Origin of the sequence: Synechococcus sp. EJ6-Ellesmere (assembly GCF_024345875.1) — a bacterium.
GTDB classification, from domain to species: domain Bacteria; phylum Cyanobacteriota; class Cyanobacteriia; order PCC-6307; family Cyanobiaceae; genus Regnicoccus_A; species Regnicoccus_A antarcticus.
This window is the reverse complement of record NZ_JAGQBY010000049.1, coordinates 1-17,959: the sequence shown is the minus strand read 5'-3', so window position 1 is coordinate 17,959 and position 17,959 is coordinate 1. Positions and strand designations below refer to the sequence as shown.

35 protein-coding genes and 1 pseudogene are annotated in these 17,959 nt (G+C 66.5%); 15 read left to right on the top strand and 21 right to left on the bottom strand.

Features of this window, described 5'->3' with window-relative positions; genetic code table 11:
* Positions 1 to 404: N-formylglutamate amidohydrolase (locus tag KBY78_RS07170; RefSeq protein WP_255143013.1), on the bottom strand; the 404-nt coding region annotated here is incomplete at its 3' end.
* A 75-nt stretch (positions 405 to 479) separates the two neighbouring features.
* On the bottom strand, positions 480 to 641 hold the full coding sequence (locus KBY78_RS07165; protein ID WP_255143012.1) for a hypothetical protein: 162 nt from the start codon (positions 639 to 641) through the stop codon (positions 480 to 482).
* A 321-nt stretch (positions 642 to 962) separates the two neighbouring features.
* Here KBY78_RS07165 and KBY78_RS07160 point away from each other — a divergent pair, with 321 nt between their 5' ends.
* Positions 963 to 1,658, top strand: coding sequence for a GAF domain-containing protein (locus KBY78_RS07160; RefSeq protein WP_006173103.1), 696 nt, complete (start codon positions 963 to 965; stop codon positions 1,656 to 1,658).
* Between the two features lie 50 nt (positions 1,659 to 1,708).
* On the opposite strand, the gene KBY78_RS07155 is transcribed toward KBY78_RS07160, so the two are convergent.
* From KBY78_RS07155 to KBY78_RS07145, 3 genes are read right to left on the bottom strand one after another with little or no spacing between them, the layout of a single operon-like run.
* On the bottom strand, positions 1,709 to 2,797 hold the full coding sequence (locus KBY78_RS07155; protein WP_255143011.1) for a DUF389 domain-containing protein: 1,089 nt from the start codon (positions 2,795 to 2,797) through the stop codon (positions 1,709 to 1,711).
* 56 nt (positions 2,798 to 2,853) lie between these two features.
* Positions 2,854 to 4,029, bottom strand: coding sequence for an ABC transporter substrate-binding protein (locus KBY78_RS07150; protein WP_255143010.1), 1,176 nt, complete (start codon positions 4,027 to 4,029; stop codon positions 2,854 to 2,856).
* A gap of 10 nt (positions 4,030 to 4,039) precedes the next feature.
* Positions 4,040 to 5,494, bottom strand: coding sequence for a glycosyl hydrolase family 57 (locus tag KBY78_RS07145; RefSeq protein WP_255143009.1), 1,455 nt, complete (start codon positions 5,492 to 5,494; stop codon positions 4,040 to 4,042).
* A gap of 228 nt (positions 5,495 to 5,722) precedes the next feature.
* Between KBY78_RS07145 and KBY78_RS07140 the strand changes: the two genes are divergently transcribed.
* Positions 5,723 to 5,977: a hypothetical protein gene (locus KBY78_RS07140; RefSeq protein WP_050751559.1), complete on the top strand. Its 255-nt coding sequence runs from the start codon at positions 5,723 to 5,725 to the stop codon at positions 5,975 to 5,977.
* A gap of 49 nt (positions 5,978 to 6,026) precedes the next feature.
* On the opposite strand, the gene dcd is transcribed toward KBY78_RS07140, so the two are convergent.
* Positions 6,027 to 6,551, bottom strand: a complete 525-nt coding sequence (dcd, locus tag KBY78_RS07135; protein WP_255143008.1) for a dCTP deaminase — start codon at positions 6,549 to 6,551, stop codon at positions 6,027 to 6,029.
* A gap of 106 nt (positions 6,552 to 6,657) precedes the next feature.
* Positions 6,658 to 7,812: a PQQ-dependent sugar dehydrogenase gene (locus KBY78_RS07130; RefSeq protein ID WP_255143007.1), complete on the bottom strand. Its 1,155-nt coding sequence runs from the start codon at positions 7,810 to 7,812 to the stop codon at positions 6,658 to 6,660.
* A gap of 94 nt (positions 7,813 to 7,906) precedes the next feature.
* Here KBY78_RS07130 and KBY78_RS07125 point away from each other — a divergent pair, with 94 nt between their 5' ends.
* Together KBY78_RS07125 and KBY78_RS07120 are read left to right on the top strand one after the other, a co-directional pair.
* A complete protein-coding gene (locus KBY78_RS07125; RefSeq protein WP_255143016.1) occupies positions 7,907 to 8,170 on the top strand; it encodes a type II toxin-antitoxin system Phd/YefM family antitoxin in 264 nt (87 codons plus the stop codon).
* A gap of 8 nt (positions 8,171 to 8,178) precedes the next feature.
* Positions 8,179 to 8,580 carry a type II toxin-antitoxin system VapC family toxin gene (locus tag KBY78_RS07120; RefSeq protein WP_255143006.1) on the top strand — a complete coding sequence of 134 codons (402 nt, stop codon included), beginning with the start codon at positions 8,179 to 8,181 and terminating at the stop codon, positions 8,578 to 8,580.
* A gap of 131 nt (positions 8,581 to 8,711) precedes the next feature.
* Here the strand turns inward: KBY78_RS07120 and brnA are convergent, their stop codons facing one another.
* Positions 8,712 to 8,942 carry a type II toxin-antitoxin system BrnA family antitoxin gene (gene brnA / locus KBY78_RS07115; protein ID WP_255143005.1) on the bottom strand — a complete coding sequence of 77 codons (231 nt, stop codon included), beginning with the start codon at positions 8,940 to 8,942 and terminating at the stop codon, positions 8,712 to 8,714.
* Positions 8,943 to 9,000: 58 nt separating this feature from the next.
* Here brnA and KBY78_RS07110 point away from each other — a divergent pair, with 58 nt between their 5' ends.
* Genes KBY78_RS07110 through KBY78_RS07100 form a run of 3 tightly spaced genes read left to right on the top strand, consistent with a single transcriptional unit; the run spans position 9,001 to position 9,841 of the window.
* A complete protein-coding gene (locus KBY78_RS07110) occupies positions 9,001 to 9,201 on the top strand; it encodes a hypothetical protein (protein ID WP_255143004.1) in 201 nt (66 codons plus the stop codon).
* Between the two features lie 32 nt (positions 9,202 to 9,233).
* Positions 9,234 to 9,458: a hypothetical protein gene (locus KBY78_RS07105; RefSeq protein ID WP_255143003.1), complete on the top strand. Its 225-nt coding sequence runs from the start codon at positions 9,234 to 9,236 to the stop codon at positions 9,456 to 9,458.
* The gene (locus tag KBY78_RS07100; RefSeq protein ID WP_255143002.1) at positions 9,458 to 9,841 is read left to right on the top strand and encodes a type II toxin-antitoxin system VapC family toxin; all 384 of its coding nucleotides are present in this window, start codon (positions 9,458 to 9,460) and stop codon (positions 9,839 to 9,841) included. Before KBY78_RS07105 ends, KBY78_RS07100 begins: the two co-directional genes overlap by 1 nt.
* A gap of 263 nt (positions 9,842 to 10,104) precedes the next feature.
* Here KBY78_RS07100 and KBY78_RS07095 read toward each other — a convergent pair whose 3' ends face one another.
* Together KBY78_RS07095 and KBY78_RS07090 are read right to left on the bottom strand one after the other, a co-directional pair.
* Entirely contained in the window at positions 10,105 to 10,455 is a 351-nt protein-coding gene (locus KBY78_RS07095) for a type II toxin-antitoxin system PemK/MazF family toxin (protein ID WP_255143001.1), read from the bottom strand.
* Positions 10,452 to 10,712, bottom strand: a complete 261-nt coding sequence (locus tag KBY78_RS07090) for an AbrB/MazE/SpoVT family DNA-binding domain-containing protein (protein ID WP_255143000.1) — start codon at positions 10,710 to 10,712, stop codon at positions 10,452 to 10,454. The genes KBY78_RS07095 and KBY78_RS07090 overlap by 4 nt, the downstream gene beginning before the upstream one ends.
* A 322-nt stretch (positions 10,713 to 11,034) precedes the next feature.
* On the opposite strand from KBY78_RS07090, the gene KBY78_RS07085 reads away from it, so the two are divergent.
* The gene (locus KBY78_RS07085) at positions 11,035 to 11,271 is read left to right on the top strand and encodes a hypothetical protein (RefSeq protein WP_255142998.1); all 237 of its coding nucleotides are present in this window, start codon (positions 11,035 to 11,037) and stop codon (positions 11,269 to 11,271) included.
* Here KBY78_RS07085 and KBY78_RS07080 read toward each other — a convergent pair.
* Positions 11,265 to 11,474: a hypothetical protein gene (locus tag KBY78_RS07080; RefSeq protein ID WP_255142997.1), complete on the bottom strand. Its 210-nt coding sequence runs from the start codon at positions 11,472 to 11,474 to the stop codon at positions 11,265 to 11,267. The genes KBY78_RS07085 and KBY78_RS07080 overlap by 7 nt on opposite strands.
* On the opposite strand from KBY78_RS07080, the gene KBY78_RS16345 reads away from it, so the two are divergent.
* On the top strand, positions 11,421 to 11,540 hold the full coding sequence (locus KBY78_RS16345; protein WP_399215485.1) for a hypothetical protein: 120 nt from the start codon (positions 11,421 to 11,423) through the stop codon (positions 11,538 to 11,540). The two genes, KBY78_RS07080 and KBY78_RS16345, sit on opposite strands and share 54 nt — an antisense overlap.
* A gap of 57 nt (positions 11,541 to 11,597) precedes the next feature.
* Here the strand turns inward: KBY78_RS16345 and KBY78_RS07075 are convergent, their stop codons facing one another.
* Together KBY78_RS07075 and KBY78_RS07070 are read right to left on the bottom strand one after the other, a co-directional pair.
* Positions 11,598 to 11,939 carry a DUF86 domain-containing protein gene (locus KBY78_RS07075; RefSeq protein WP_255142996.1) on the bottom strand — a complete coding sequence of 114 codons (342 nt, stop codon included), beginning with the start codon at positions 11,937 to 11,939 and terminating at the stop codon, positions 11,598 to 11,600.
* Positions 11,936 to 12,250, bottom strand: a complete 315-nt coding sequence (locus KBY78_RS07070; RefSeq protein ID WP_255142995.1) for a nucleotidyltransferase family protein — start codon at positions 12,248 to 12,250, stop codon at positions 11,936 to 11,938. The genes KBY78_RS07075 and KBY78_RS07070 overlap by 4 nt, the downstream gene beginning before the upstream one ends.
* Positions 12,251 to 12,426: 176 nt before the next feature.
* Here KBY78_RS07070 and KBY78_RS07065 point away from each other — a divergent pair, with 176 nt between their 5' ends.
* Positions 12,427 to 12,720: a hypothetical protein gene (locus tag KBY78_RS07065; protein WP_255142994.1), complete on the top strand. Its 294-nt coding sequence runs from the start codon at positions 12,427 to 12,429 to the stop codon at positions 12,718 to 12,720.
* A 14-nt stretch (positions 12,721 to 12,734) separates the two neighbouring features.
* Here KBY78_RS07065 and KBY78_RS07060 read toward each other — a convergent pair whose 3' ends face one another.
* The 3 genes from KBY78_RS07060 to KBY78_RS07050 all read right to left on the bottom strand — a co-directional run bounded on the left by KBY78_RS07060 (position 12,735) and on the right by KBY78_RS07050 (position 13,835).
* Positions 12,735 to 12,929, bottom strand: coding sequence for a HigA family addiction module antitoxin (locus KBY78_RS07060; RefSeq protein WP_006173083.1), 195 nt, complete (start codon positions 12,927 to 12,929; stop codon positions 12,735 to 12,737).
* A 115-nt stretch (positions 12,930 to 13,044) separates the two neighbouring features.
* A complete protein-coding gene (locus tag KBY78_RS07055; protein WP_255142993.1) occupies positions 13,045 to 13,545 on the bottom strand; it encodes a GNAT family N-acetyltransferase in 501 nt (166 codons plus the stop codon).
* Positions 13,542 to 13,835 carry a DUF1778 domain-containing protein gene (locus tag KBY78_RS07050; protein ID WP_255142992.1) on the bottom strand — a complete coding sequence of 98 codons (294 nt, stop codon included), beginning with the start codon at positions 13,833 to 13,835 and terminating at the stop codon, positions 13,542 to 13,544. Before KBY78_RS07050 ends, KBY78_RS07055 begins: the two co-directional genes overlap by 4 nt.
* 94 nt (positions 13,836 to 13,929) lie before the next feature.
* Here KBY78_RS07050 and KBY78_RS07045 point away from each other — a divergent pair, with 94 nt between their 5' ends.
* Positions 13,930 to 14,517 (top strand): nucleotidyltransferase domain-containing protein, encoded by a 588-nt coding sequence (locus KBY78_RS07045; protein ID WP_255142991.1) that lies wholly within the window; start codon positions 13,930 to 13,932, stop codon positions 14,515 to 14,517.
* Here the strand turns inward: KBY78_RS07045 and KBY78_RS07040 are convergent.
* Positions 14,463 to 14,621 (bottom strand): type II toxin-antitoxin system HicA family toxin, encoded by a 159-nt coding sequence (locus KBY78_RS07040; protein ID WP_255143015.1) that lies wholly within the window; start codon positions 14,619 to 14,621, stop codon positions 14,463 to 14,465. The two genes, KBY78_RS07045 and KBY78_RS07040, sit on opposite strands and share 55 nt — an antisense overlap.
* Positions 14,622 to 14,689: 68 nt before the next feature.
* Positions 14,690 to 14,929 (bottom strand): type II toxin-antitoxin system HicB family antitoxin, encoded by a 240-nt coding sequence (locus KBY78_RS07035; RefSeq protein WP_255142990.1) that lies wholly within the window; start codon positions 14,927 to 14,929, stop codon positions 14,690 to 14,692.
* 119 nt (positions 14,930 to 15,048) lie between these two features.
* Here KBY78_RS07035 and KBY78_RS07030 point away from each other — a divergent pair, with 119 nt between their 5' ends.
* Positions 15,049 to 15,288, top strand: coding sequence for a hypothetical protein (locus KBY78_RS07030; RefSeq protein WP_255142989.1), 240 nt, complete (start codon positions 15,049 to 15,051; stop codon positions 15,286 to 15,288).
* Positions 15,219 to 15,389, top strand: a pseudogene (locus KBY78_RS16340) (HIT family hydrolase); the annotation flags it as partial. The gene KBY78_RS07030 and the pseudogene KBY78_RS16340, both read left to right, overlap by 70 nt.
* Positions 15,390 to 15,493: 104 nt before the next feature.
* Here the strand turns inward: KBY78_RS16340 and KBY78_RS07025 are convergent.
* Together KBY78_RS07025 and KBY78_RS07020 are read right to left on the bottom strand one after the other, a co-directional pair.
* Complete coding sequence (locus KBY78_RS07025) at positions 15,494 to 15,862, bottom strand: DUF5615 family PIN-like protein (protein ID WP_255142988.1); 369 nt, start codon at positions 15,860 to 15,862, stop codon at positions 15,494 to 15,496.
* Between the two features lie 20 nt (positions 15,863 to 15,882).
* The gene (locus KBY78_RS07020; protein WP_255142987.1) at positions 15,883 to 16,515 is read right to left on the bottom strand and encodes a DUF433 domain-containing protein; all 633 of its coding nucleotides are present in this window, start codon (positions 16,513 to 16,515) and stop codon (positions 15,883 to 15,885) included.
* Between the two features lie 157 nt (positions 16,516 to 16,672).
* Here KBY78_RS07020 and KBY78_RS07015 point away from each other — a divergent pair, with 157 nt between their 5' ends.
* On the top strand, positions 16,673 to 17,023 hold the full coding sequence (locus KBY78_RS07015; protein ID WP_255142986.1) for a hypothetical protein: 351 nt from the start codon (positions 16,673 to 16,675) through the stop codon (positions 17,021 to 17,023).
* Between the two features lie 54 nt (positions 17,024 to 17,077).
* Positions 17,078 to 17,545, top strand: a complete 468-nt coding sequence (locus KBY78_RS07005) for an HIT family protein (RefSeq protein WP_399215474.1) — start codon at positions 17,078 to 17,080, stop codon at positions 17,543 to 17,545.
* A gap of 30 nt (positions 17,546 to 17,575) precedes the next feature.
* On the opposite strand, the gene KBY78_RS07000 is transcribed toward KBY78_RS07005, so the two are convergent.
* The coding region (locus KBY78_RS07000) for a DUF3883 domain-containing protein (protein WP_255142985.1) at positions 17,576 to 17,959 on the bottom strand (384 nt) is incomplete at its 5' end.

Below are 17,959 nucleotides of genomic sequence, written 5' to 3'. Positions count from 1 at the left end.
GCGATGCGGTGGTGGTAGGGATCGAAGAGCGCGCTCCGCCGTTGCTCACGCTCGGCAGAGGAGAGCGCATCGTTGGCCGGGATCCGTGTGTGCTCGCTGAGGCTCACGATCGAGTCCGGCGCCCAGGGCGGACGGTTCACGTCGATCACCAGCCGCGAGTAGTTGTGCAGGATCAGGAAGGCATCCAGCCGGGCCGCCAGGCGCTCGCCCAGCCCTGCCACCCCCAGATCCCAGGCCACATGGGTGTCGAGCACCATCTCGTTGAGCTGAAGCCCGGCCAGGCGGCCGGGGATGGCACGGCCGGCGTGGTCGGCGGTGAGCAGCACGGAGGAGCGGCCGCCGGAGCCGACGATGCGGAACACGTCCGGATCGCCGGCTCCCAGCAAGGCATCCGGAAGCGGCATGGCAGTCAGTAGGGGGGCGTGACGTCGAACGGATCAGAGGCAGGCCCAACGGCAGCGGCGATCACCGGGATCTGCTCAGAACTTACGGAGTTCCCGGCGGATCTTGAGGGGGTGATGGCCGGCCTGCTGCAGGTTGAAGATCACGATCGCCCCGGCGGCCAGGAACAGGGTGATGACGGCCACCACCCCCCAGGAGATCTGGTGGCGCCGTCCTGACGGCCTCTGGAACCTTCCCATCGACGTTCCTCAGTCACTGATCCCGGTCCTGATCGATGGAGAGGGGTGAACGATGCCCAGCATCGCTCCAGCCGGCTCGCAGCTGGTGGTGACGTTGCGCCTGCCGGCCATCCTCGTGGCATCGGGTGATTCTGCGCGAACCTCACGGGGGGAACCCCAGCGCCAGGGATGAACTCCTCGTCAACCTCGGAAGCGCCGCCTGACACGGGGCACCGGAGGGCATGAGGAGATGTGAACCCACGCCAGAGCGCCAGAGGGTCGTCCCTACGTTCTGAAGGGGCCCTTGAGGCCCATGGTTCACTGCATCCCGGTCGGCCTCCCATGCGCCCGAATGTGGCCCCCCGCGAAGCGGCCCGCCTGGCGGCGCTGCAGGGCTACCGCATCCTCGATACGGAGGCGGAGCAGTCTTACGACGACATCACCTTGCTGGCCTCTCAGCTCTGCGATGTGCCGATCGCCCTGATCAGCCTCGTGGATGCCGAGCGTCAGTGGTTCAAATCCAGGGTGGGCGTCGATGTGCGGGAAACGAGCCGGGATGTGTCCTTCTGTGCCCATGCGATTCTCGGCGAGGAGACGCTCGTGGTCCGCGATGCCCGCGAAGACGAACGCTTCCGGGACAACCCCCTGGTCTGCAGCGAGCCCCACATCGTCTTTTACACGGGGGTTCCTCTGTCGACACCGGAAGGCGCCCGGATCGGCACCCTCTGCGTGATCGATCGCCGTCCCCGTGACCTCAACGACGTGCAACGTCGCTCCCTCGAAGCGCTGGCCCGGCAGGTGGTGCTTCAGATGGAACTGAAACGGGTGTCCGATCAGCTCGCCGGCGCCCTCGAGCGCATCAATGTGATGGAGGAGCTGATCCCGATCTGCTCGTACTGCAAGGGCATCCGAAACGACGAGGGCTTCTGGGGAACCGTGGAAGCATTCATCAAGAGCCACGACAATGTGGAGTTCTCCCACGGGGTGTGCGAGGCGTGCATGGCGGAGCACTTCCCGGAAGTGCCGCCGCTGACGTGAGCCTCTCCGGCAGAAGACTGGCGCCGCAGGGTGCTGGCCGATCACAGCTCCTACTCCTCCTGGCGCTCCGCCTCGGGCAACGGCGGCAGCGCCGGTGGAGGCAGCACCTCCAACTCAGGCGGATTGGGAGCGGTTTCCGGGCCGATCAGGTCCACCGCTGAGCGCTGCACCACCAACCGAAAGCGCAGGGGCGCCTGGTTCCTGTTGATGAAGTCCTGCACCGCCGCCACCTGCTTGGGCGTCGGCAGCTTGGGATCGGTGACCCGCACCCGGGCCCGGATCAGAGGCGGGTTCTGCCGCCAGTCGATGGCGATCCCGACCAGTTCGATGGCGGGATCGCCTCCGAGGGTGATGGTGCTGCTGCGCACCTCCTGTTCGATCAAGGCCTGCAGCTGCTCAGCCTTCGCTTCCAGCCGGGATCGCTCCAGCATGCGAAAGAAGCTCGTGCCGAGGGGGAGCACCAGCAGGGTGGTGAGCGCCACACTGGTGAGACCGAGGCGGCTGCGGAGCAGGCGGCCCCGATACACCCGCTCAAGGGTGGCCAGGGCCGCCATCGCGCCCACCATGATCCCCAGCAGGTTGGTGGTGAAGAGCAGCAGCGCCCCATAGGCCTGGACCCAGTAGGAGGAGGCCAGCAGGATCCCCACCACGCACATCGGCGGCACCAGGGCCACGGCGATCGCCAGGCCGGCCAGGGCCGAGATCGCGTCCTTCCTGAGCTTGGCGAACATCGCCACCGCTCCGGCCACCAGGGCCACCCCCAGATCCAGCAGGTTGGGGCTGGTGCGGTTCATCACCTCGCTGCCGAAGCTGGGGAAGGCCACCAGATGGCCCACGCCCATCGCCAGCAGCACGAAGATCACCACGCCCAGCAACAGGGTGCGCAGGGCCCGCAGAAACATCTTCAGTCGGCCGCGCAGGATCTCGAAGGCCATGGCCTGCAGCGGCAGGATCCAGGGGGCGACCACCATGGCGCCGATCACCACACCGGCGCTGTTGGCCAGCAGGCCCAGGGTGGCGATCAGGGTGGCCCCCACCGTGAGCACCACGAACACCAGGTTGAAGCTGGCCTCATGCTCGAACTCCCGGCGCAGGACCTCGAGGCGCGCATCGTCCTGAGCGCCGAGGGAGACAGTCATCACTGGGCCGGAGAAGGTCGGCGGCTGCCCATGATGCTGCCATCCAGCGGAGCCGCTCAGCGGGCGGAAGAGCCGCCAGGCTCCGTGGCCTGCTGGCGCAGCGCGGTCACCACGCCATTGCGCTTGAGGGCGCTGATCGCCCGGTCGATCCGCTCGGCGGTGGCGGCCGGCAGGCCAGGGGCCAGGGCAAACGCCTGGGATTCGGGGCGGATCCCCTGCAGGGCCAGGCTGGGCCGGGAGCCCTGCAACGGCGCGTTGATCAGCAGATAACGAAGCTGCAGGTTGTCGCCCAGCACGGCGTCAACGCGACGGGAGACCAGCAGATCCACCCCCGAGCGGATGCTGGTCAGGGGCACGATCGTGGCCTTCGGGGCGCTGCTGCCGGCGTTGAGCTCCCGCAGCAAGGCCTCGCTGACGGTGCCGCTGCGCACCGCCACCCGCAGACCGCGCAGATCGCCCTCGGAGCGGATCCTGGCGCTGGGCGTTCCCTGCACCTGGCGGGCCACGTTCACGGTGAGGTAGCCCACCAGGAGGGAGGCCGACACGATCCTCACCAGATAGGCCATCAGAACGATGCCGTTGCCGCGGGTGGTGGCCACCAGCGCGTTGCTGCCGGGGCCGGTGGCGAGCACCTGGAACACGGCGCTGAAGCTGCGCAGGCGCCCGTGGCTGAGGGTCTGGGGCTGCTGGGCGTAGTGCTCCACCCGCCAGGTGAGTAGGGCCAGCAGCCCGATCGCCGCCAGGTAGCCGCCCAGCAGCTGTAGCAGCGTGGGGGTGAGCAGCGCCGAGAGGAAGGAACGCCCCAGATCGAGGCGGCTCTGCAGCACCATCACCGCCAGCCCGTCCTCCTGGAAGGGGAGGCTGAAGCGGTAACGCTCCAGGCGGTCCGGGGACACATTGATGCAGCCCACCGCCACATCCAGAGCGCCGTTGCGGCTGGCCTCCAGCATCGCCTGCACGGATGGCCACTCCGACACCACATACGGGAGCCGCTCGCGGGTGGCGATCCGGCCCCACAGATCGACGGCCAGCCCCCGCCAGTCGCCGGCATCGCGGTAGCTGCAGGGCGGCGCACCATCCACCACGCCCACCCGCAACACCGGGGGTGAGGGCTCCAGCCGCCCCCCCGGCTCCACCGCCGCGGCGGCCACGGGGATGGCTACCGCCATGGCGACCGCCAGCACCAGCCCCTGGCCCCCCGTGGTGATGCTGGACGTCCGGCGTGGTGGCATGGGGCCTGGGCTACGGGTTGGCGATCGCGGCTTCGCCCCGCCGGTGGATCTCGCGGGCGTAGTCGGTCCAGGTGCCCTGGCCCCAGTAGCGGAAGCAGCTGGTTTCCAACAGCAGCAGGTGCAGCAGCGCCTGCTGGTAGTGCGGCGTACGGGTCACGCCGGGATCCTGGGCCACCAGGGGGTCGAACAGCTGGTGAAAACGGGCGCTGAGGGCGTTCATCGGCTCCAGGACGTTGGCGTAGCCCTCCACCCAGCTGAGGTCATTGGTCCAGGAGGCGCCGGCCATCGAGAAGGAGGGATCGCTGGCCTGGAGGTCGGCGATGGCCGCTTCGGTGGCCTCCGGGGTGGGTGGGCTGCCGACCCGTTGCCACAGCCTGTGTTGACCGACCGCCTGAATCGTCGGGAAATCCGCTGACGGCACGCCGGCGGCCTCAAGCAACTCGAGATATTCGGTGCCATTGATCGCCACTGTGGCTGGATCACTCCCGTTGGAGGCGATGGCGTGGTGGGCCTGGATGAAGGCCGGCGGGAACTCATTCATCATCACGCCACCGTTTTCTCCGTCGGCTATCTGGGAGACGAGCGCAGGAACCGTTGTGGCACCAAGCACTTGCCGGCCGAGCCCCAGGGCTTCGTGATAGGGCTGCATCTGGCCCACCAGCTTGGTGTCTGACCCTTGGGTTTTGATCAGCGCGGTGATGGTGGCGATGTCCCCGCTGGAGCTGCGTGCCAGCAGCTGGTTGGGGATGAAGTTCTGGGCGTGGTTCAGAGGTGAACCATCGAGATTTTCAACGCTGTGCTCCTGCACCAGCAGCCAGCGGTAGCCACACTCCCTGAGGGCCTTGACGAAGGCATGAAGGGTGTCGGGATGATTGGGCAGGGCCATCTCCGGCGGCGAGAATCCCTTCACCCGTTGCAGGGCCTCACGGCCGAAGTGGGCCGCGAACTGGTGCTGCCAGGCCAGGATCTGCAGCTTCAGGTCGGGGATGGGCGTGGAGGGGGCCACGGCATGGCCCCAGAAAGTGCCGAGCCATTCCACATGGGGTTGAAGGGTGGGATCGCAGGCGAGCTTTTGGAGGGCGTCAAGAATGTCGTGGCGGCCCATCTGCTCAACACCCCAGAGCAGATTGCCGGAATAATCCAGCATGATCCGGGGATTACAGCCCTCCTGAATCAACTGGGGAATGATCTCTGCCAGACGCTTGTAGCACTGGGCAAAGGGTTCGGCGTTGTGGTTGTCGCCCTCGCCTGGATGCTCCAGCATGTATTGCAGATGGGAGATGAGTTCTCCATGCGTCCCGGCTGGAATCGTGGGCTGGTGCATGTGCAGCGCGCAGGCAAAGCCTGAGCGGATCTGCTCCAGGTTCAGATTGGTGTGTGGCAGGAAGACCGGGCCGGAATCCTGAACAAGCGCAAGGATCTCGGCTTCCAAGCCGGCGATCGGCGGCAGGGCGTGGTGGCTCATGGCTGAGGTGTCGTTCCGGCAGGATCGGATGGGTGAAGCGTGCTGCAGCGCTGAAACCTGGAGCCGACCCGTGAGGTGGATGCCAGAGGCAACGTCAAGGAATAAAACATCTTTTCTTCAGGCTATCGGGATCGCTTCGGTCTCGTCAGCGTCAGCCTCCATACGATGCAGCCACTTGCCCGCCCCCTACGCCTAGGGTCTGATCAGTTGATTGTTCCCCCAGTGCAGATGCGTCCCCTCGGACTGGCCACTGGGCTTCTGGCCCTTCCGTTGCTGATTCCTGGCCCGGCACTGGCTCAGAAGCGGATTCCCAAACTCCCGGGATATGACCAGTGTCCGCTTGGTTATGTGAATGACCTGAAGCAGCATTGCAATTCACCCATCTATTACGAGGTGAGGCCCACTTACGGAAAGCCCTGTGACTCGGGATGGATGAACATCGGGGCGGGCTACTGCAAGAAGAAAACGCTGGGGATTTTCTGATCTCAGCTGACCTGGAGCAACCAAGGGAGATACTTGAAGGCAGGGGCGCTCAGAAGGAGTCTTCCGTCTGACCGGCGAAGCGGCCGGCGTAGCACTCGCTGCCCTGCAGATTCTGGAACACGAACTGGCAGATCGCGGTGCCGGGATGCACGGCCAGGGGGGCGGGTCCGAAGTTGCTCATCTCCAGCACCTGTTGGCTGTCGATGCCCGGCCCCATGAAGGGGGCGCTGATGTGCACCATCAGGCCCAGCCGCGCGAAACGGCTGCGTCCCTCCAGCCAGCCGCACAGACCGGGACCCAGGCGCAGCCGCTCCTGGGTGATGCCGAGCACCGTTTCGCCCGGCATGATCAGGATGTGCTGGCCCTTTGGCACCTCGATCTTCTCGGTGAGCTGCCTGTAATCGGTGTGCTCGCGCACCTCGATCACGGCGTGCACCTTGCGGAACACGCGGACCGTGGGGGCGAGGGTGAGGTCGAGCGAGGCGGGGCCCAGCCGCTCGGGATCGAAGGGCGTGACCGTGATGGCGCCCTGCTCGATCGCCTGCAGGATCGCCTCTCTCCCGAGAACGGCCATGGGTTTCCGCGGAAGCAGGCGAGGGTGGATTGTCTCAGGCGGCCGGCCGGCGGGGCCCTGGCTGCGCTGCGGCTGGCGGCGAAACACCGGACGGTGTCCTCAGCGATCATCCGCCGCGGGGTCCGGCACCGGAGGGTTCGGTGTGGGAGTCGGCGGGTTCCAGGCGAATCAGGCGGCCGTCCGGGGCCTCGTCGGTGAGCACGTAGAGGAAGCCCTCAGGACCTTCGCGCACATCGCGCACCCGGGCGCCGATCGTGATCGCCTCCTCCGCCAGCACGCGGCCCTGCGCATCGAGGCTCAGGCGGCGCACATCGCCCGAGACCAGACCGCCGGCGAAGAGCTGGCCCCGCCAGCCGGGCACCCGCCGGCCGCTCGCCACGGCCAGGCCGGAGGGGGCGATCGCCGGGGTCCACACCCGGCGGGGATCCTCCAGGCCCGGCGCCGTGCGGCGGGCGCTGATCGCGGGGCCGGTGTACTCGCGGCTGTGGGTCACCAGGGGCCAGCCGTAGTTGAGGCCTGGCTGGATGAGGTTGAGCTCGTCGCCCCCACGGGCGCCGTGCTCGCTCGCCCATACCCTGCCGTTGAGCGGATCGAGGGCCAGGCCCTGGATGTTGCGGTGCCCGAGGCTCCACACGTCCGCCGCGGTCCCGTCGTCGTTGAGGCGCAGGATCTTGCCCAGGGCGCTGCCGCGCTTCTGGGCCTGCAGCCGGATCAGCTCGCCGTCGAGCGCGATCGGTGGGTTGCCGCCGTCGCCGATCGCGAGCAGCAGGGTGCCATCCGGCAGCCAGAGCATGCGGGACCCGAAGTGCTGCGTGCCGCTCTTGAGCTGCGGCACCGCGAAGAGCACCTCCAGCGGCCCGAGAACGCGGCCGTCGAAACGGGCGCGGGCGAGCCGGGTGTGGTTCGCCTCCGGTGACCCCGCCGCATAGGTGAGATACACGAAGCGGTTCTCGCTGAAGCGCGGATGGACGCTCACATCAAGCAGCCCGCCCTGGCCGGCGGCCAGCACCTCCGGCACCCCGGGGATCGGCCGGGGATCGAGCACCCCGTTGCGGACGATGCGCAGCCGGCCCGGCCGTTCGCTGATCAGCAGACTGCCATCCGGCAGCCAGGCCATGCCCCAGGGATGCTCCAGCCCTCGCACCAGCTCCGTCTGCCGGAACCCCTGGGCCCGCACGCAGCCGGCGGGCAGCAGCAGGGCGAGCAGAAGGAGCAGCCAGGCAGCCGGCCTCACGACGCGCGGGGGGTTCACCTCTCCCATGGTGGCCCGTCCCCATCCCCCCACCCACCTACGAGGAGCGCCAGGACGCAGCGGGTCGACTAAGCTGGTTGGAGTGGATCCGCTGGTGGATGCCATGCGTCAGGTGAACATGCACGAAGCCAAGACCCACCTCTCCCGCCTTGTGGAGGCGGCGGCGGCGGGTGAAGGGTTCGTGATCTGCAAGGCCGGCCGGCCGATGGTGCGCGTCACTGCCCTGGCTGACGCCGGCAACGCCGAGCCTGAGCGGCGCCGCCGCCTGGGCCTGCTGCAGGGGCAGTGCGAGGTGCCCGACGACTTCGATCGGATGGCGGCCGGCACGATTGCGGATCTGTTCGAGGGCTCTGGGCAAGACGGCTGATCGGCGCCATGGATCTGCTGCTCGATACACACCTCGTGGTGTGGGCGATGGGGTCGCCCCAACGGCTGCCACCCGGGCTGGCGGAGATGCTGGAAGATCCGCGCCACACGCCGGTGTTCAGCGTGGCGAGCCTGTGGGAGCTGGTGATCAAGCAGGGCCTGGGGCGGCCTGATTTCAACGTGCAGCCCGCCGTGCTGCGCCGGGCCCTGCTGGAGGGGAACTGGCAGGAGCTGGCCATCGAAACGCGTCATGCCCTGGCGGTGGCCCAGCTGCCGCCGTTGCACCGCGACCCGTTCGACCGGTTGCTGCTGGCCCAGGCCACGGTCGACGGGCTGCTGCTGATCACGGCCGACAGCCAGTTGGCGGCGTATCCGGGGCCGGTGCGGTTCATGGCGGCAGCCGCAACGTGAGGGACTGCTCCCCCTGGCCGGGCCACCCAAGGCCAGAACTGGCCGAAGCGCCCGGCAGCCGCAACCATCACTCCATGGCCTCCAGCCCCTCTGCTGCCTCATCTTTCTGGATAGAAGTCACAGCACTGCGCTCAAGCAGACGTCCGTTGCTCCAGCTGCTCCGCGAGCCACACCTTGATGATCGACTGACGCGTGACGCCGAGGCGGCTGGCTTCGCGATCGAGCTGGTCGATCATCCACACAGGGATGTCGACATTGACGCGTTTCTGTTCCAGCCGACGGCGACAGGCACCGCCGAGGTCGAGGGCCTGGAGAACGGACTCGCCGTCATCGAAACGTTGATCGAAATCAGAACTGTTCATAGAGCTCCACCTCTTCTGGTCTGGACCGCCGAACGGAAATCAATCGGATGCTCTGGTAGTGGGCCTGGCTGCACCATCTCGGCAGAACGCCACCGTCTACCTACGACATCTCCCGCCTGCTGCTGCCCGTGCCTTCACCACCTTCGCTGTGCAGTACTGCTACGACGACGAACCCGAAGATCTCAGCCTGGATCGCGCAGCCTGGTGCGACAGAGCCGAAGCGTTGATCGAACAGAAGGAACGAGCCACCAGCCGCTAGGCTGCAAGCAGCGAGCAAGCAGCCTGACAGAGATGCCGCGCACCCTCTACATCCGCCACGTTCCCGATGACGTGGCGGAGCGGCTCGAAAGATTGGCCAACCGCGCTGGGCTGCCCCTGAGCACCTTCGCCCTGCGCGAACTCAGCGAAACCGCTCGCCGCGCCGACAACGCAGACCTGCTCAATGCCTTGCCATCGGCTCCGATCGGCCACGGCAGGATCCTGGAGGCACTGCGGCAGATCCGGGCAGAACGCTGATGGTGGTGGTGGATGCCTCGGTGTTGGTGGATGCGCTGCTGATCCAAGGCGCAGCCAGGGACAGGCTGGCCGAGGCCAACATCCAGGCGCCTGATCTGATCGATGCCGAGCTGCTCTCGGTGCTGCGCCGGCTGGTGCTGGCCGATCAGCTTGCTGAGCAGCACGCGCTGGAGGCCCTGGCCACGGCCCAACGGCTTGGCCTGCGTCGTCATGTCAGCCGCCACCTCTGGCCACGGGCCTGGGAGCTGCGCAGCAACCTCACGGCCTACGACGCCCTCTACGTGGCCCTGGCCGAAGAGCTGGGAGCCACACTTCTCACCGGCGACAGCCGTGCTGCCCGGGCACCTGGACTGCGCTGCCATGTGGAGGTGATGGCCTCCTGATTGTTCCGCGCTCCGCGCTCAAGCAGACGTCCGCGGCTCCAGCCGCTCCGTCAGCCACACCTTGATGATCGACTGACGTGTGACGCCGAGCTCCACCTCCTCTGGTCTGGACTGTCGAACGGAAATCAATCGAATGCACTGGTCGCGGTCGTGGTGCGGGCGGGAAGCTCCAGGAGCTCCGAATCGTTCCAGAGCTGCTGAGCAGCAAGGACGTCGATGCCGGGAGACCTCGCGCCCAGGGGTTTCACCTGAAGGCCCCTGACTCACACCACCAAGCCAAGGATCTGCCCCACAATCGCCATCACCTCCTCCAGTTGGGAGTCGTTCAGTCGCCCGAGTGGATGGAGGCGAGCGCCCCTGGCGCGCCAGTCGAAGGATTTGAGTTGCTGGCACAGCACATAGCTGTGAGCGCCCGGACGATCGTGGATCGGGCCCAGATCCACAGCAAGGGTGGAACCACTGTTGTAGGGAGCTGAGGTCATCGCACAGCCCACCACCAGGCCCACGGTGGCGTGAAAGGAGGCGGTGGACAGCACCGCAAAAGGGTGGTGATCGATCCAGATCACGTCACCGCGATCGGGCAGCCACGCCTGGCCCCCTCGGCGGGGGCTCACTCGACGACCTCAGCCCCGTCCGGAGGAAAGGCCATGGCCTCCGTGGGTTCGCCAGGCATGGGCTCGTAGGCCGCCAGCCGTTCGGCCAGAGACAGGCGAGGCTGAACTGGCCGGATCAGCACCCCACCTTCCACGACGGAGAGTTCCACGGCCTGATCTTCCTGCAGCCGAGCCTCCCGGGCGATGGCTGCAAGCAGGCGAATGCCAAGGCTGTTGCCCCAGCGGCGCAGGGCCTGGCGCGAAGGGGTGGCGGCCATGGGCATCAGGCGTATAGACAGAGGTATAGACGCCTCAGGCGGCTGGGGTGGCACACCAGAAGGGATCCCAGCAGGGATGCCAGCCTGACGGGCCGCCCAACACCAAACCGGCCCCGGTCGCCCGGCAGCCGCCAGCATCACTCCATGGCCTCCGGCCGCTCTGCTGTCTTCCTTCGCCTGCGGCACACCATCGCCGAGCGGATGCGCATGAGCCCCATCGACCAACCTCTGATGCTGCTGGAACTGCTCGGCCACTGATTTGCCAGGCAACAACCAGCCCCGCCCCAGCGCAGGACGTGGCCCGGCGAATCCTGGGCAGCGGATGGTGGGCAAGGTGCTCACCGGCAACGGCATCACCGCCTACGGCAACGGCGCCTACAGCCTGATCGGCGGCGACGAACTGAGCGACGCCGAGCGCGACCAGCTGCAGCAGCTGTGCCGCCAGCGCCTCGATGCCTTCCGCGAGCAGCGCGGCGAAGTGGTGACTTGTTTGTTTGTTGAGAAGCCTGCGGCTTCGGCCACCGCAGCCGCCACCGCACCCCGATCAGCGGCTCAGTGAAGTACCGGGTTCACCGATGCGCCCGAGGCCGCTGCGAGTGCTGCGGCGCGCACGAGCACCAGCGGGCCCTGGAGGTGGACCACATCATCCCGTAGGCGAAGCCTTCCGCGCAGCGGTGGAACCACGGCGGCCCAGACGACATCAGCAACCTGCTGGCGCTCTGCTTTCGCTGCAACGCCGGCAAGCGCGATGGTGATGGCCAAGGCGAGAGGGCCGCACCAACTACCTGCAGGCCAGGGACGGGCAGCGGCAGGATAACCCGCTTCTGATAATCCAGGAGGTTCAGGGTGGGTCTCTTGGGCAGCAAACGATGCTGGCTTTGCAGCTCAATCGTTCGTTTGCCGCTCAATCAGCGAGCGAACGGTGAGACCGAGGGGTGGCAGGTCACGCGCCACGGTTTCCCAGACCTGCTCCAGATTCACACGCAGATAATCATGAATAAGAACGTCCCGCATGCCGGCGATGGACTTCCAAGGAGTAGTCGTTTCGGACTCGCGAAGGTCGGCCGACAGATTCTTCACGGCCTCGCCGATCACGATCAGATTGCGTATCACTCCATCCTGCAGAAGCGTGGAAGCAAGAAAAGCTGCGCGGCCTTCCATGGTGTAGAGAGTGATGCGCTCAAGGGCTTCGCTAATGCTGGTGAGGTAAAGGAGATCCTTGCTCACAACGCCGTTGCTTGCGCGATGACCTGATCGCGGATCAACGGATGCAACTGCGCTGCTTCCGCCAGATCCACCTGGCAATTCAACAGAGCTTCCAGCTCCTGCCGAAGAGCGATCACCTCCAGCAGGGAACAGCCCCGCTCCAGATCCACGAGAAGGTCAAGGTCGCTGCCGGGCCGATCCTGGCCGCGGGCCACCGAGCCATAGATCCGCAGGTTACGGGCCCCATGGAGGTGAGCCACGGCAAGCACCTCCTCTCGGGCGGCCTGGAGCCGCTGGGAAAGGGAGGTTTCCTGGTTCGACGGGATAGCCATGGTCCCATTTTGGACTGCATCCCCGCCGAGGGCGATGGACACGACACCCCTACCTAGCCGACCTGCTGCAGCCTCAGCACCCCCACGCCAGAAGGGATCCCAGCAGGGGCACCTGCCTGACAGGCCGCCCAAAACCAAACCTGGCCCGCTCGCCCGACAGCCGCCAGCATCACTCCATGGCCTCCAGCCCCTCCGCTGCCTGCCTTCGCCTGCGGCACTACATCGCCAAGCGGATGCCCATGAGCCCCATCGACCAACCGCTGATGCTGATGCAACTGCTGGGCCACAGATTTGCCAGGCAACAGCCAGCCCCGCCCCAGCGCAGGACGTGGCCCCCGCCGGATCCTGGGACGCGCATGGTGGGCAAGGTGCTCACCGGCAACGCCATCACCCACTGCGAGAAGGGCACCGTCGCCTTGGTGGGCGGCGAGCAGCTGAGCGACGCAGAGGGCGGCATCAGCTGGCACTGAGCCGCCAACCCTGCTCACGCCATTGGCTGGATTGGCTCGATCGCCGGCAACACATTCGCCAGAACCTGCTTGGCCAGCTTCAGGTCATGGCTCCCTTGCATCCGCAGCCAGAAACCATCACTCAGGCCGAAGAAACGGCACAGGCGCAGATCGGTGTCGGCAGTGATCGCCCGCCGCCCTTTGACGATACCTCCGCTGGACGTAGGCACGCCAGGCAGTGGAGCCGGGCAAAGGCGATCACGCGCTGACATGGCGGCCTGACTTGCCTGTGTTCCTCCTCTTACAAGTGCCACCCCCGTCTCACCCAGCCGGATGCCCCCATGCTCACCGGAGGATCTTCCTCGCGTCCTTGAGCAGCAGGAGCAGCTGCTGCTGGCGCAGTGGCGATGCGGTGAATCCGAACCGGGTGTAGAAGCGTGCCGCGGCTTCGTCGATGAGATGGGTCAGGATCGCCCGAATTCCGGCCTGCTCGGCGATCACCAGCGTTCGACGGATCGCGTCCTGGAGCATCCCGACACCGAGGCCATGTCCATGGTTCTCCCGTGACACGGCGAGCCTGGCCAGGATGACCACGGGCAGCGGAAATCGCCCCATGCCCTGACGGATGCGCTCTGGCGCTTCCACCGTGTCGACCTGGCCCACGGTGAGGCTGAAATAGCCGGCGACGCGATTCGCCTCGTCGGCGACGACGAACGTTCTGGCCGAGCCACTGGTCTGCGCCTGGCGGGCGTGGTGCAGTAGCCAGTGATTCAGTGTGGGCCTGCCGCAGTCAAAGCCTTCCAGCTGGTGCTGGACGGCCAGCGGCTCCGGCGGCCGCCAGGTCACTGGGCGTCCCAGGGTGCCTGCCTGGCGAACAGATCACGGAGACCCTCGTTGGCCTGTTCGGGGCGGTCCAGCAGATCCATCAGGGCCTGGGCCTGGGAGCCCGAGACCATGAACAGGCGCTGATCAAGGAGCGTCTGCTCGGCAGCGAGACAGGCACTGTCGAGGATGAAGTCGGTGAGCGACTTGTGGGTCACCTCGGCGGCACGGCGCAGCACGGCTTCCTGCTCCGGCGTGGCGCGCAGGCCGAGCCGGGCTGAGCGCGCAGGGGGCGAAGCTCCGGTGGCAGCCATAGCGACACCTCTCCACTTTGAGCGGCTGGTCAACGTTAGTACAAACGACGCACGCAAGCGGTGAGGAGGGGTCCCGCAAGGCTTGGCTGAGGGCATGACGGAGGGCATGGCATCGCCGCAGGGCTTCCCCTCCACCAGTGCCACCCCCCGTCTCACCCCAGCGAGGATGCCTATGCCCCCGCCACCCTCCGCCACCTACGGGCGCCTGCGCGCCTTCATCCAGACCGCAGTGATGGTGAGCCTGCTTCCGGGCGAACCCAGTGGCCATCAGAATGGATCCATGACTTCCACGACAGCCTCCAAACCGATCGAGCCGAGGCTGGCGGGCATGGTTGCCGGCATTCGCCAGCTGATCCCTGCTGCTGATGTGCGTCTGTTTGGATCGAGGGCCCGCGGAGATGGCCGGGCCGACTCCGATGTGGACCTGCTGATCACCGTGCCTGATGCCTGGCTGGCGCAGCGCGACCGCTTTGCGCTGCTCGCAGACTTGTGGGGTGCCGTGGCCCAGCCGGATCTGTCGGACGACCTGGTGCTCCACTCAAGCAGCGAAGCGGCTGCTGCAACTCGCCTGAGATCCACCACTCACCCACGAACTGTGCCGCCAGCGCCTCGCTACCGATTCGGTGCTCAGCGGTGGCTGAGGAACTCCTCCAGGGTCATGCCGATGTCCTTGGCGATCTGACGAAGCAGCGGAGGAGAGATATCACGTCCCTTGTGAACTGGAACTGTGGTGCAGCGTCCGCGAAGATCACGAAACTGCAGATGGGAGCCGCGCTGACGAACCACATCGAAGCCCAGGTTCCGAAGGATGTCCGCCACCTCAGAGGACTTGAGGACGGGGGTTGAGCCCACGTTCAGGCCGGCACCACGATCTGCTGCAGGCCCACGAAGACGCTCCCCAGGGCCGGCTCGCCGTCCTCCAAGAGCATGGTGATCACCTCCTGGAGGTTGGCCTGCAGCTCATCAAGGGTCTCCCCCTGGCTGTGAGCGCCGGGGAAGCCAGGGACGTAGCCCACAAGCAGGCCCGTGTCCGCGCAGCGCTCGATCACGGCGGAGAACGTACGCACAGTCTCTGCTGCCTTCAGTGGATTCATCGTAGGCAACCCGCCAAGTCTTTCCGAAGGGGTGACAAAGGGCATGGCATCGCCGCAGGGCTTCTGCCCCACAGGTGCCACCCCCCGTCACACCCCAGCCAGGATCCCCCCATGCCCCCATGCCCTCGCACCCCTCCCCCACCTACGAGCGCCTGAGGCACACCATCGCCAAGCAGATGCGCATGAGCCCCATCGACCAACCGCTGATGCTCATGGAACAGCTGGGCCGCCATAGCCCGGCCCCAGCGCAGGACGTGGCCCGGCGGATCCTGGGCAGCGGATTGTGGGCATGGTGCTCACCGGCAACGGCATCACCGCCTACGGCAACGGCGCCTACAGCCCGATCAGCGGCTCGGTGAAGTACAGGGTTCACCGATGCGCCCAGGGCCGCTGCGAGTGCTGCGGGGCGCACGAGCACCAGCGGGCCCTGGAGGTGGCACCCATCATCCCCAGAAACCAGGGCGGCTCCGACGCCATCGCCAACCTGCAGGCGCTCTGCTTCCGCTGCAATGCCGACAAGCCATGGCCATCGTTGGTCTCAGAGTTGCACCGGCAGGGATTGACTCAGATGGCTGGAATCTCATGCCACACGTACACAGCTTCAGATTGGATCTCAAGCACGCGATTGATCAGGTCAGTGTCTTTCCCGTGTTGGATCAGCTGCAGAGCTGATTGGACCCGGAGCCACTGCTGTTCCGCACTCAAGCCAGCCTCCCTGAGGGCGATCACGCCAGGGTGCACCTCCATGATGGCGGCCAAGCGAATGAAATCGCCCACGTTCACCGTGACCACAATCTGATCGCGGGCCAGGGCATGGGCGAAGACCGCGTCATCCTTGGCGCCAGCAAGACCGACATGCACGGCCGCCTCTGCCGGAATTCCCTGTTCACAGGCCCAGCGGGCCAGGCGAGGACTGAGATTTTCGTCGATCAACAGCCTCAAGGCATGGCCCTTCAGCCGCGTTGCAGGGCGAGAGGGCGCCGAGGGCGGCCGGGAGGCTTGGGCAGGCGCGCCTGGATCTCCGCGTAATCGAGGGCCTGGCGGCTGAGATGGGGAAAGTCTGCTTCCAGCTCGGTGCGGCTGACGCCGGAGCGCAGCTGCTCCACAACCACGGCCACGGGAATCCTGGTGCCCCGGAACACAGGCTGCCCAGAACAGACGGCCGGATCGCTCTCCACCAGGGCATTGGGCCGCCTGTAGAGCCGATAGCGGTAACGCAGGTCCCGGCTCACGCCGAGGAGGTCGAAACTGAAGGGAACGGCACCTGTCTTGCGCAGCTCACCGGGGCCACGGGACCAGTCCCCCTGGGCCACCTGTCGCCGGGGCAGGCCCTCAGGCAACCGGTGAGTCTTCACGGTCAACACACGGAAAACCTCACGCTTCTGGTCAGGGGAGAGCTGCAGGCCCTCGGCGCTCAGACTGTTCACCACCTGGAAGTAGAGGAGCTCGCGAAAGCCAAGCCGCAACGGTGCTGCAGAGGAGGGGGATCCCGGCGGGGCCAGCACGCGGCGGTATTCCTGAGCGAGCAGGCGGGCATCGGCTGCGAGCAGGGCGGCACCGACGGCGGGGGTGAGGTCAGAAGCCATCGCAAAACCATGATTCAGCCTGAAGCAGAGTATAGACACTCAGGACTGGCGGGGGGGCTGGTGGGCAAAAACCGGCCCGAGGGGGGCGGCCTGCCCCAACGAAGAGGGGGCCTCAAGACATCAGTGCCACCCCTGTCACACCCGCCAGGATTCCCCCATGCCCCGCCTTAGCGCAGGACGTGGCCCGGCGAATCCTGGGCAGCTCATGGTGGGCATGGTGCTCACCGGCAACGGCATCACCGCCTACGGCAACGGCCCCTACAGGCTGATCGGCGGCGATGAGCTCAGTGACGCCGAGCGGGACGCGCTGCAGCAGCTGTGCCGCCAGCGTCTCGATGCCTTCCGCGAGCAGCGCGGCGAGGAGGTGTTCGCCCACCGCAGCCGCCACCGCAGCCCGATCAGCGGCTCGGGGAAATACAGGGTTCACCGATGCGCACGGGGCCGCTGCGAATTGGGCGGCGCGCACGAGCACCAGCGGGCCCTGGAGGTGGACCACATCGTCCCGTAGGCGAAGCCTTCCGCGCAGCGGTGGAACCACGGCGGCTCCGACGCCATCAGCAACTTGCAGGCGCTCTGTTTCCGCTGCAACGCCGGCAAGCGCGACACCGACTGCACTGACTTCCCCGGCGTGCAGGCCAGCTACGGCCACCGCGAAGCGGGCTGTTTGTACTGCGCGCTGGAGGGCAGCGGCCGGGTGCTGCTGGAGAACAAGCTGGCGCTCTGCATCGCCGACGCCAACCCGGTGAGCGAGGGGCACAGCCTGGTGATCCCGCGTCGGCACGTGGCCGACGGGCTGGAGCTGCACCAGCCGGAGTGGAACGCCGTGGTGGAGCTGCTGAAGCTGCGGCGGGAGCAGCTGAACGCCCAGGACGCCACGATCAGCGGCTGGAGCGTGGGGCTGAACTCAGGCGAAGCGGCGGGTCAGACGGTGTTACCTGCCCACTGGCATCTGATTCCACGGCGGGATGGGGACTGTGAAGAGCCACGGGGTGGGGTGCGGGGGGTGATTGCGGAGCATCGGAGCTATTGAGATGTGCTCTGTAGGCCAGCATCCAAGAGATCAGATAACGGTTGCCAGATAGCTTGAAGGAGAAAGCCTGCATGATTCCGAGAAGGCGCCAGCAAGGGTGAAAAGACGAGGCTTAACGTTGAATCCAAACAAACGGTAGAGATAGTAGTGAGATGCTTCTGACTCCGACACTGCAAGCTCGTTTCTAGACACGAAGAACGGAGTTTCTCGTCCGTATTTTGTTGTTTTTACCTCAATGAGCCTATCGGCGCCAGTCTCCTCATATGAGAGAATGTCAAACCCTGCCCCGGGACCTATCAGGAAAGTTGTCCGCTCGGGGTGCCGAACTGAGCACCGTGATTGAGCGTACTGCGGGTTAAGGATCAGGGGCCGCGAGGCTTGATCGTCGTCATCATCTCGATACGGGACTGTGGT

Bases quoted from the DNA above. Each gene is read 5' to 3' on its own strand.
- KBY78_RS07130 (WP_255143007.1), bottom strand. From the start codon at position 7,812: ATGGGAGAGGTGAACCCCCCGCGCGTCGTGAGGCCGGCTGCCTGGCTG.
- KBY78_RS07140 (WP_050751559.1), top strand. From the start codon at position 5,723: ATGCGTCCCCTCGGACTGGCCACTGGGCTTCTGGCCCTTCCGTTGCTG.
- KBY78_RS07045 (WP_255142991.1), top strand. From the start codon at position 13,930: ATGACGGAGGGCATGGCATCGCCGCAGGGCTTCCCCTCCACCAGTGCC.
- KBY78_RS07105 (WP_255143003.1), top strand. From the start codon at position 9,234: ATGCCGCGCACCCTCTACATCCGCCACGTTCCCGATGACGTGGCGGAG.
- KBY78_RS07120 (WP_255143006.1), top strand. From the start codon at position 8,179: ATGGATCTGCTGCTCGATACACACCTCGTGGTGTGGGCGATGGGGTCG.
- KBY78_RS07165 (WP_255143012.1), bottom strand. From the start codon at position 641: ATGGGAAGGTTCCAGAGGCCGTCAGGACGGCGCCACCAGATCTCCTGG.
- KBY78_RS07090 (WP_255143000.1), bottom strand. From the start codon at position 10,712: ATGGCCGCCACCCCTTCGCGCCAGGCCCTGCGCCGCTGGGGCAACAGC.
- KBY78_RS07015 (WP_255142986.1), top strand. From the start codon at position 16,673: ATGCCCCGCCTTAGCGCAGGACGTGGCCCGGCGAATCCTGGGCAGCTC.
- KBY78_RS07145 (WP_255143009.1), bottom strand. From the start codon at position 5,494: ATGAGCCACCACGCCCTGCCGCCGATCGCCGGCTTGGAAGCCGAGATC.
- KBY78_RS07085 (WP_255142998.1), top strand. From the start codon at position 11,035: ATGGTGGGCAAGGTGCTCACCGGCAACGGCATCACCGCCTACGGCAAC.
- dcd (WP_255143008.1), bottom strand. From the start codon at position 6,551: ATGGCCGTTCTCGGGAGAGAGGCGATCCTGCAGGCGATCGAGCAGGGC.
- KBY78_RS07125 (WP_255143016.1), top strand. From the start codon at position 7,907: ATGCGTCAGGTGAACATGCACGAAGCCAAGACCCACCTCTCCCGCCTT.
- KBY78_RS07030 (WP_255142989.1), top strand. From the start codon at position 15,049: ATGCCCTCGCACCCCTCCCCCACCTACGAGCGCCTGAGGCACACCATC.
- KBY78_RS07070 (WP_255142995.1), bottom strand. From the start codon at position 12,250: ATGGCTATCCCGTCGAACCAGGAAACCTCCCTTTCCCAGCGGCTCCAG.
- KBY78_RS07150 (WP_255143010.1), bottom strand. From the start codon at position 4,029: ATGCCACCACGCCGGACGTCCAGCATCACCACGGGGGGCCAGGGGCTG.
- KBY78_RS07160 (WP_006173103.1), top strand. From the start codon at position 963: ATGCGCCCGAATGTGGCCCCCCGCGAAGCGGCCCGCCTGGCGGCGCTG.
- KBY78_RS07035 (WP_255142990.1), bottom strand. From the start codon at position 14,929: ATGAATCCACTGAAGGCAGCAGAGACTGTGCGTACGTTCTCCGCCGTG.
- KBY78_RS07155 (WP_255143011.1), bottom strand. From the start codon at position 2,797: ATGACTGTCTCCCTCGGCGCTCAGGACGATGCGCGCCTCGAGGTCCTG.
- KBY78_RS07100 (WP_255143002.1), top strand. From the start codon at position 9,458: ATGGTGGTGGTGGATGCCTCGGTGTTGGTGGATGCGCTGCTGATCCAA.
- KBY78_RS07065 (WP_255142994.1), top strand. From the start codon at position 12,427: ATGGCCTCCAGCCCCTCCGCTGCCTGCCTTCGCCTGCGGCACTACATC.
- brnA (WP_255143005.1), bottom strand. From the start codon at position 8,942: ATGAACAGTTCTGATTTCGATCAACGTTTCGATGACGGCGAGTCCGTT.
- KBY78_RS07050 (WP_255142992.1), bottom strand. From the start codon at position 13,835: ATGGCTGCCACCGGAGCTTCGCCCCCTGCGCGCTCAGCCCGGCTCGGC.
- KBY78_RS07020 (WP_255142987.1), bottom strand. From the start codon at position 16,515: ATGGCTTCTGACCTCACCCCCGCCGTCGGTGCCGCCCTGCTCGCAGCC.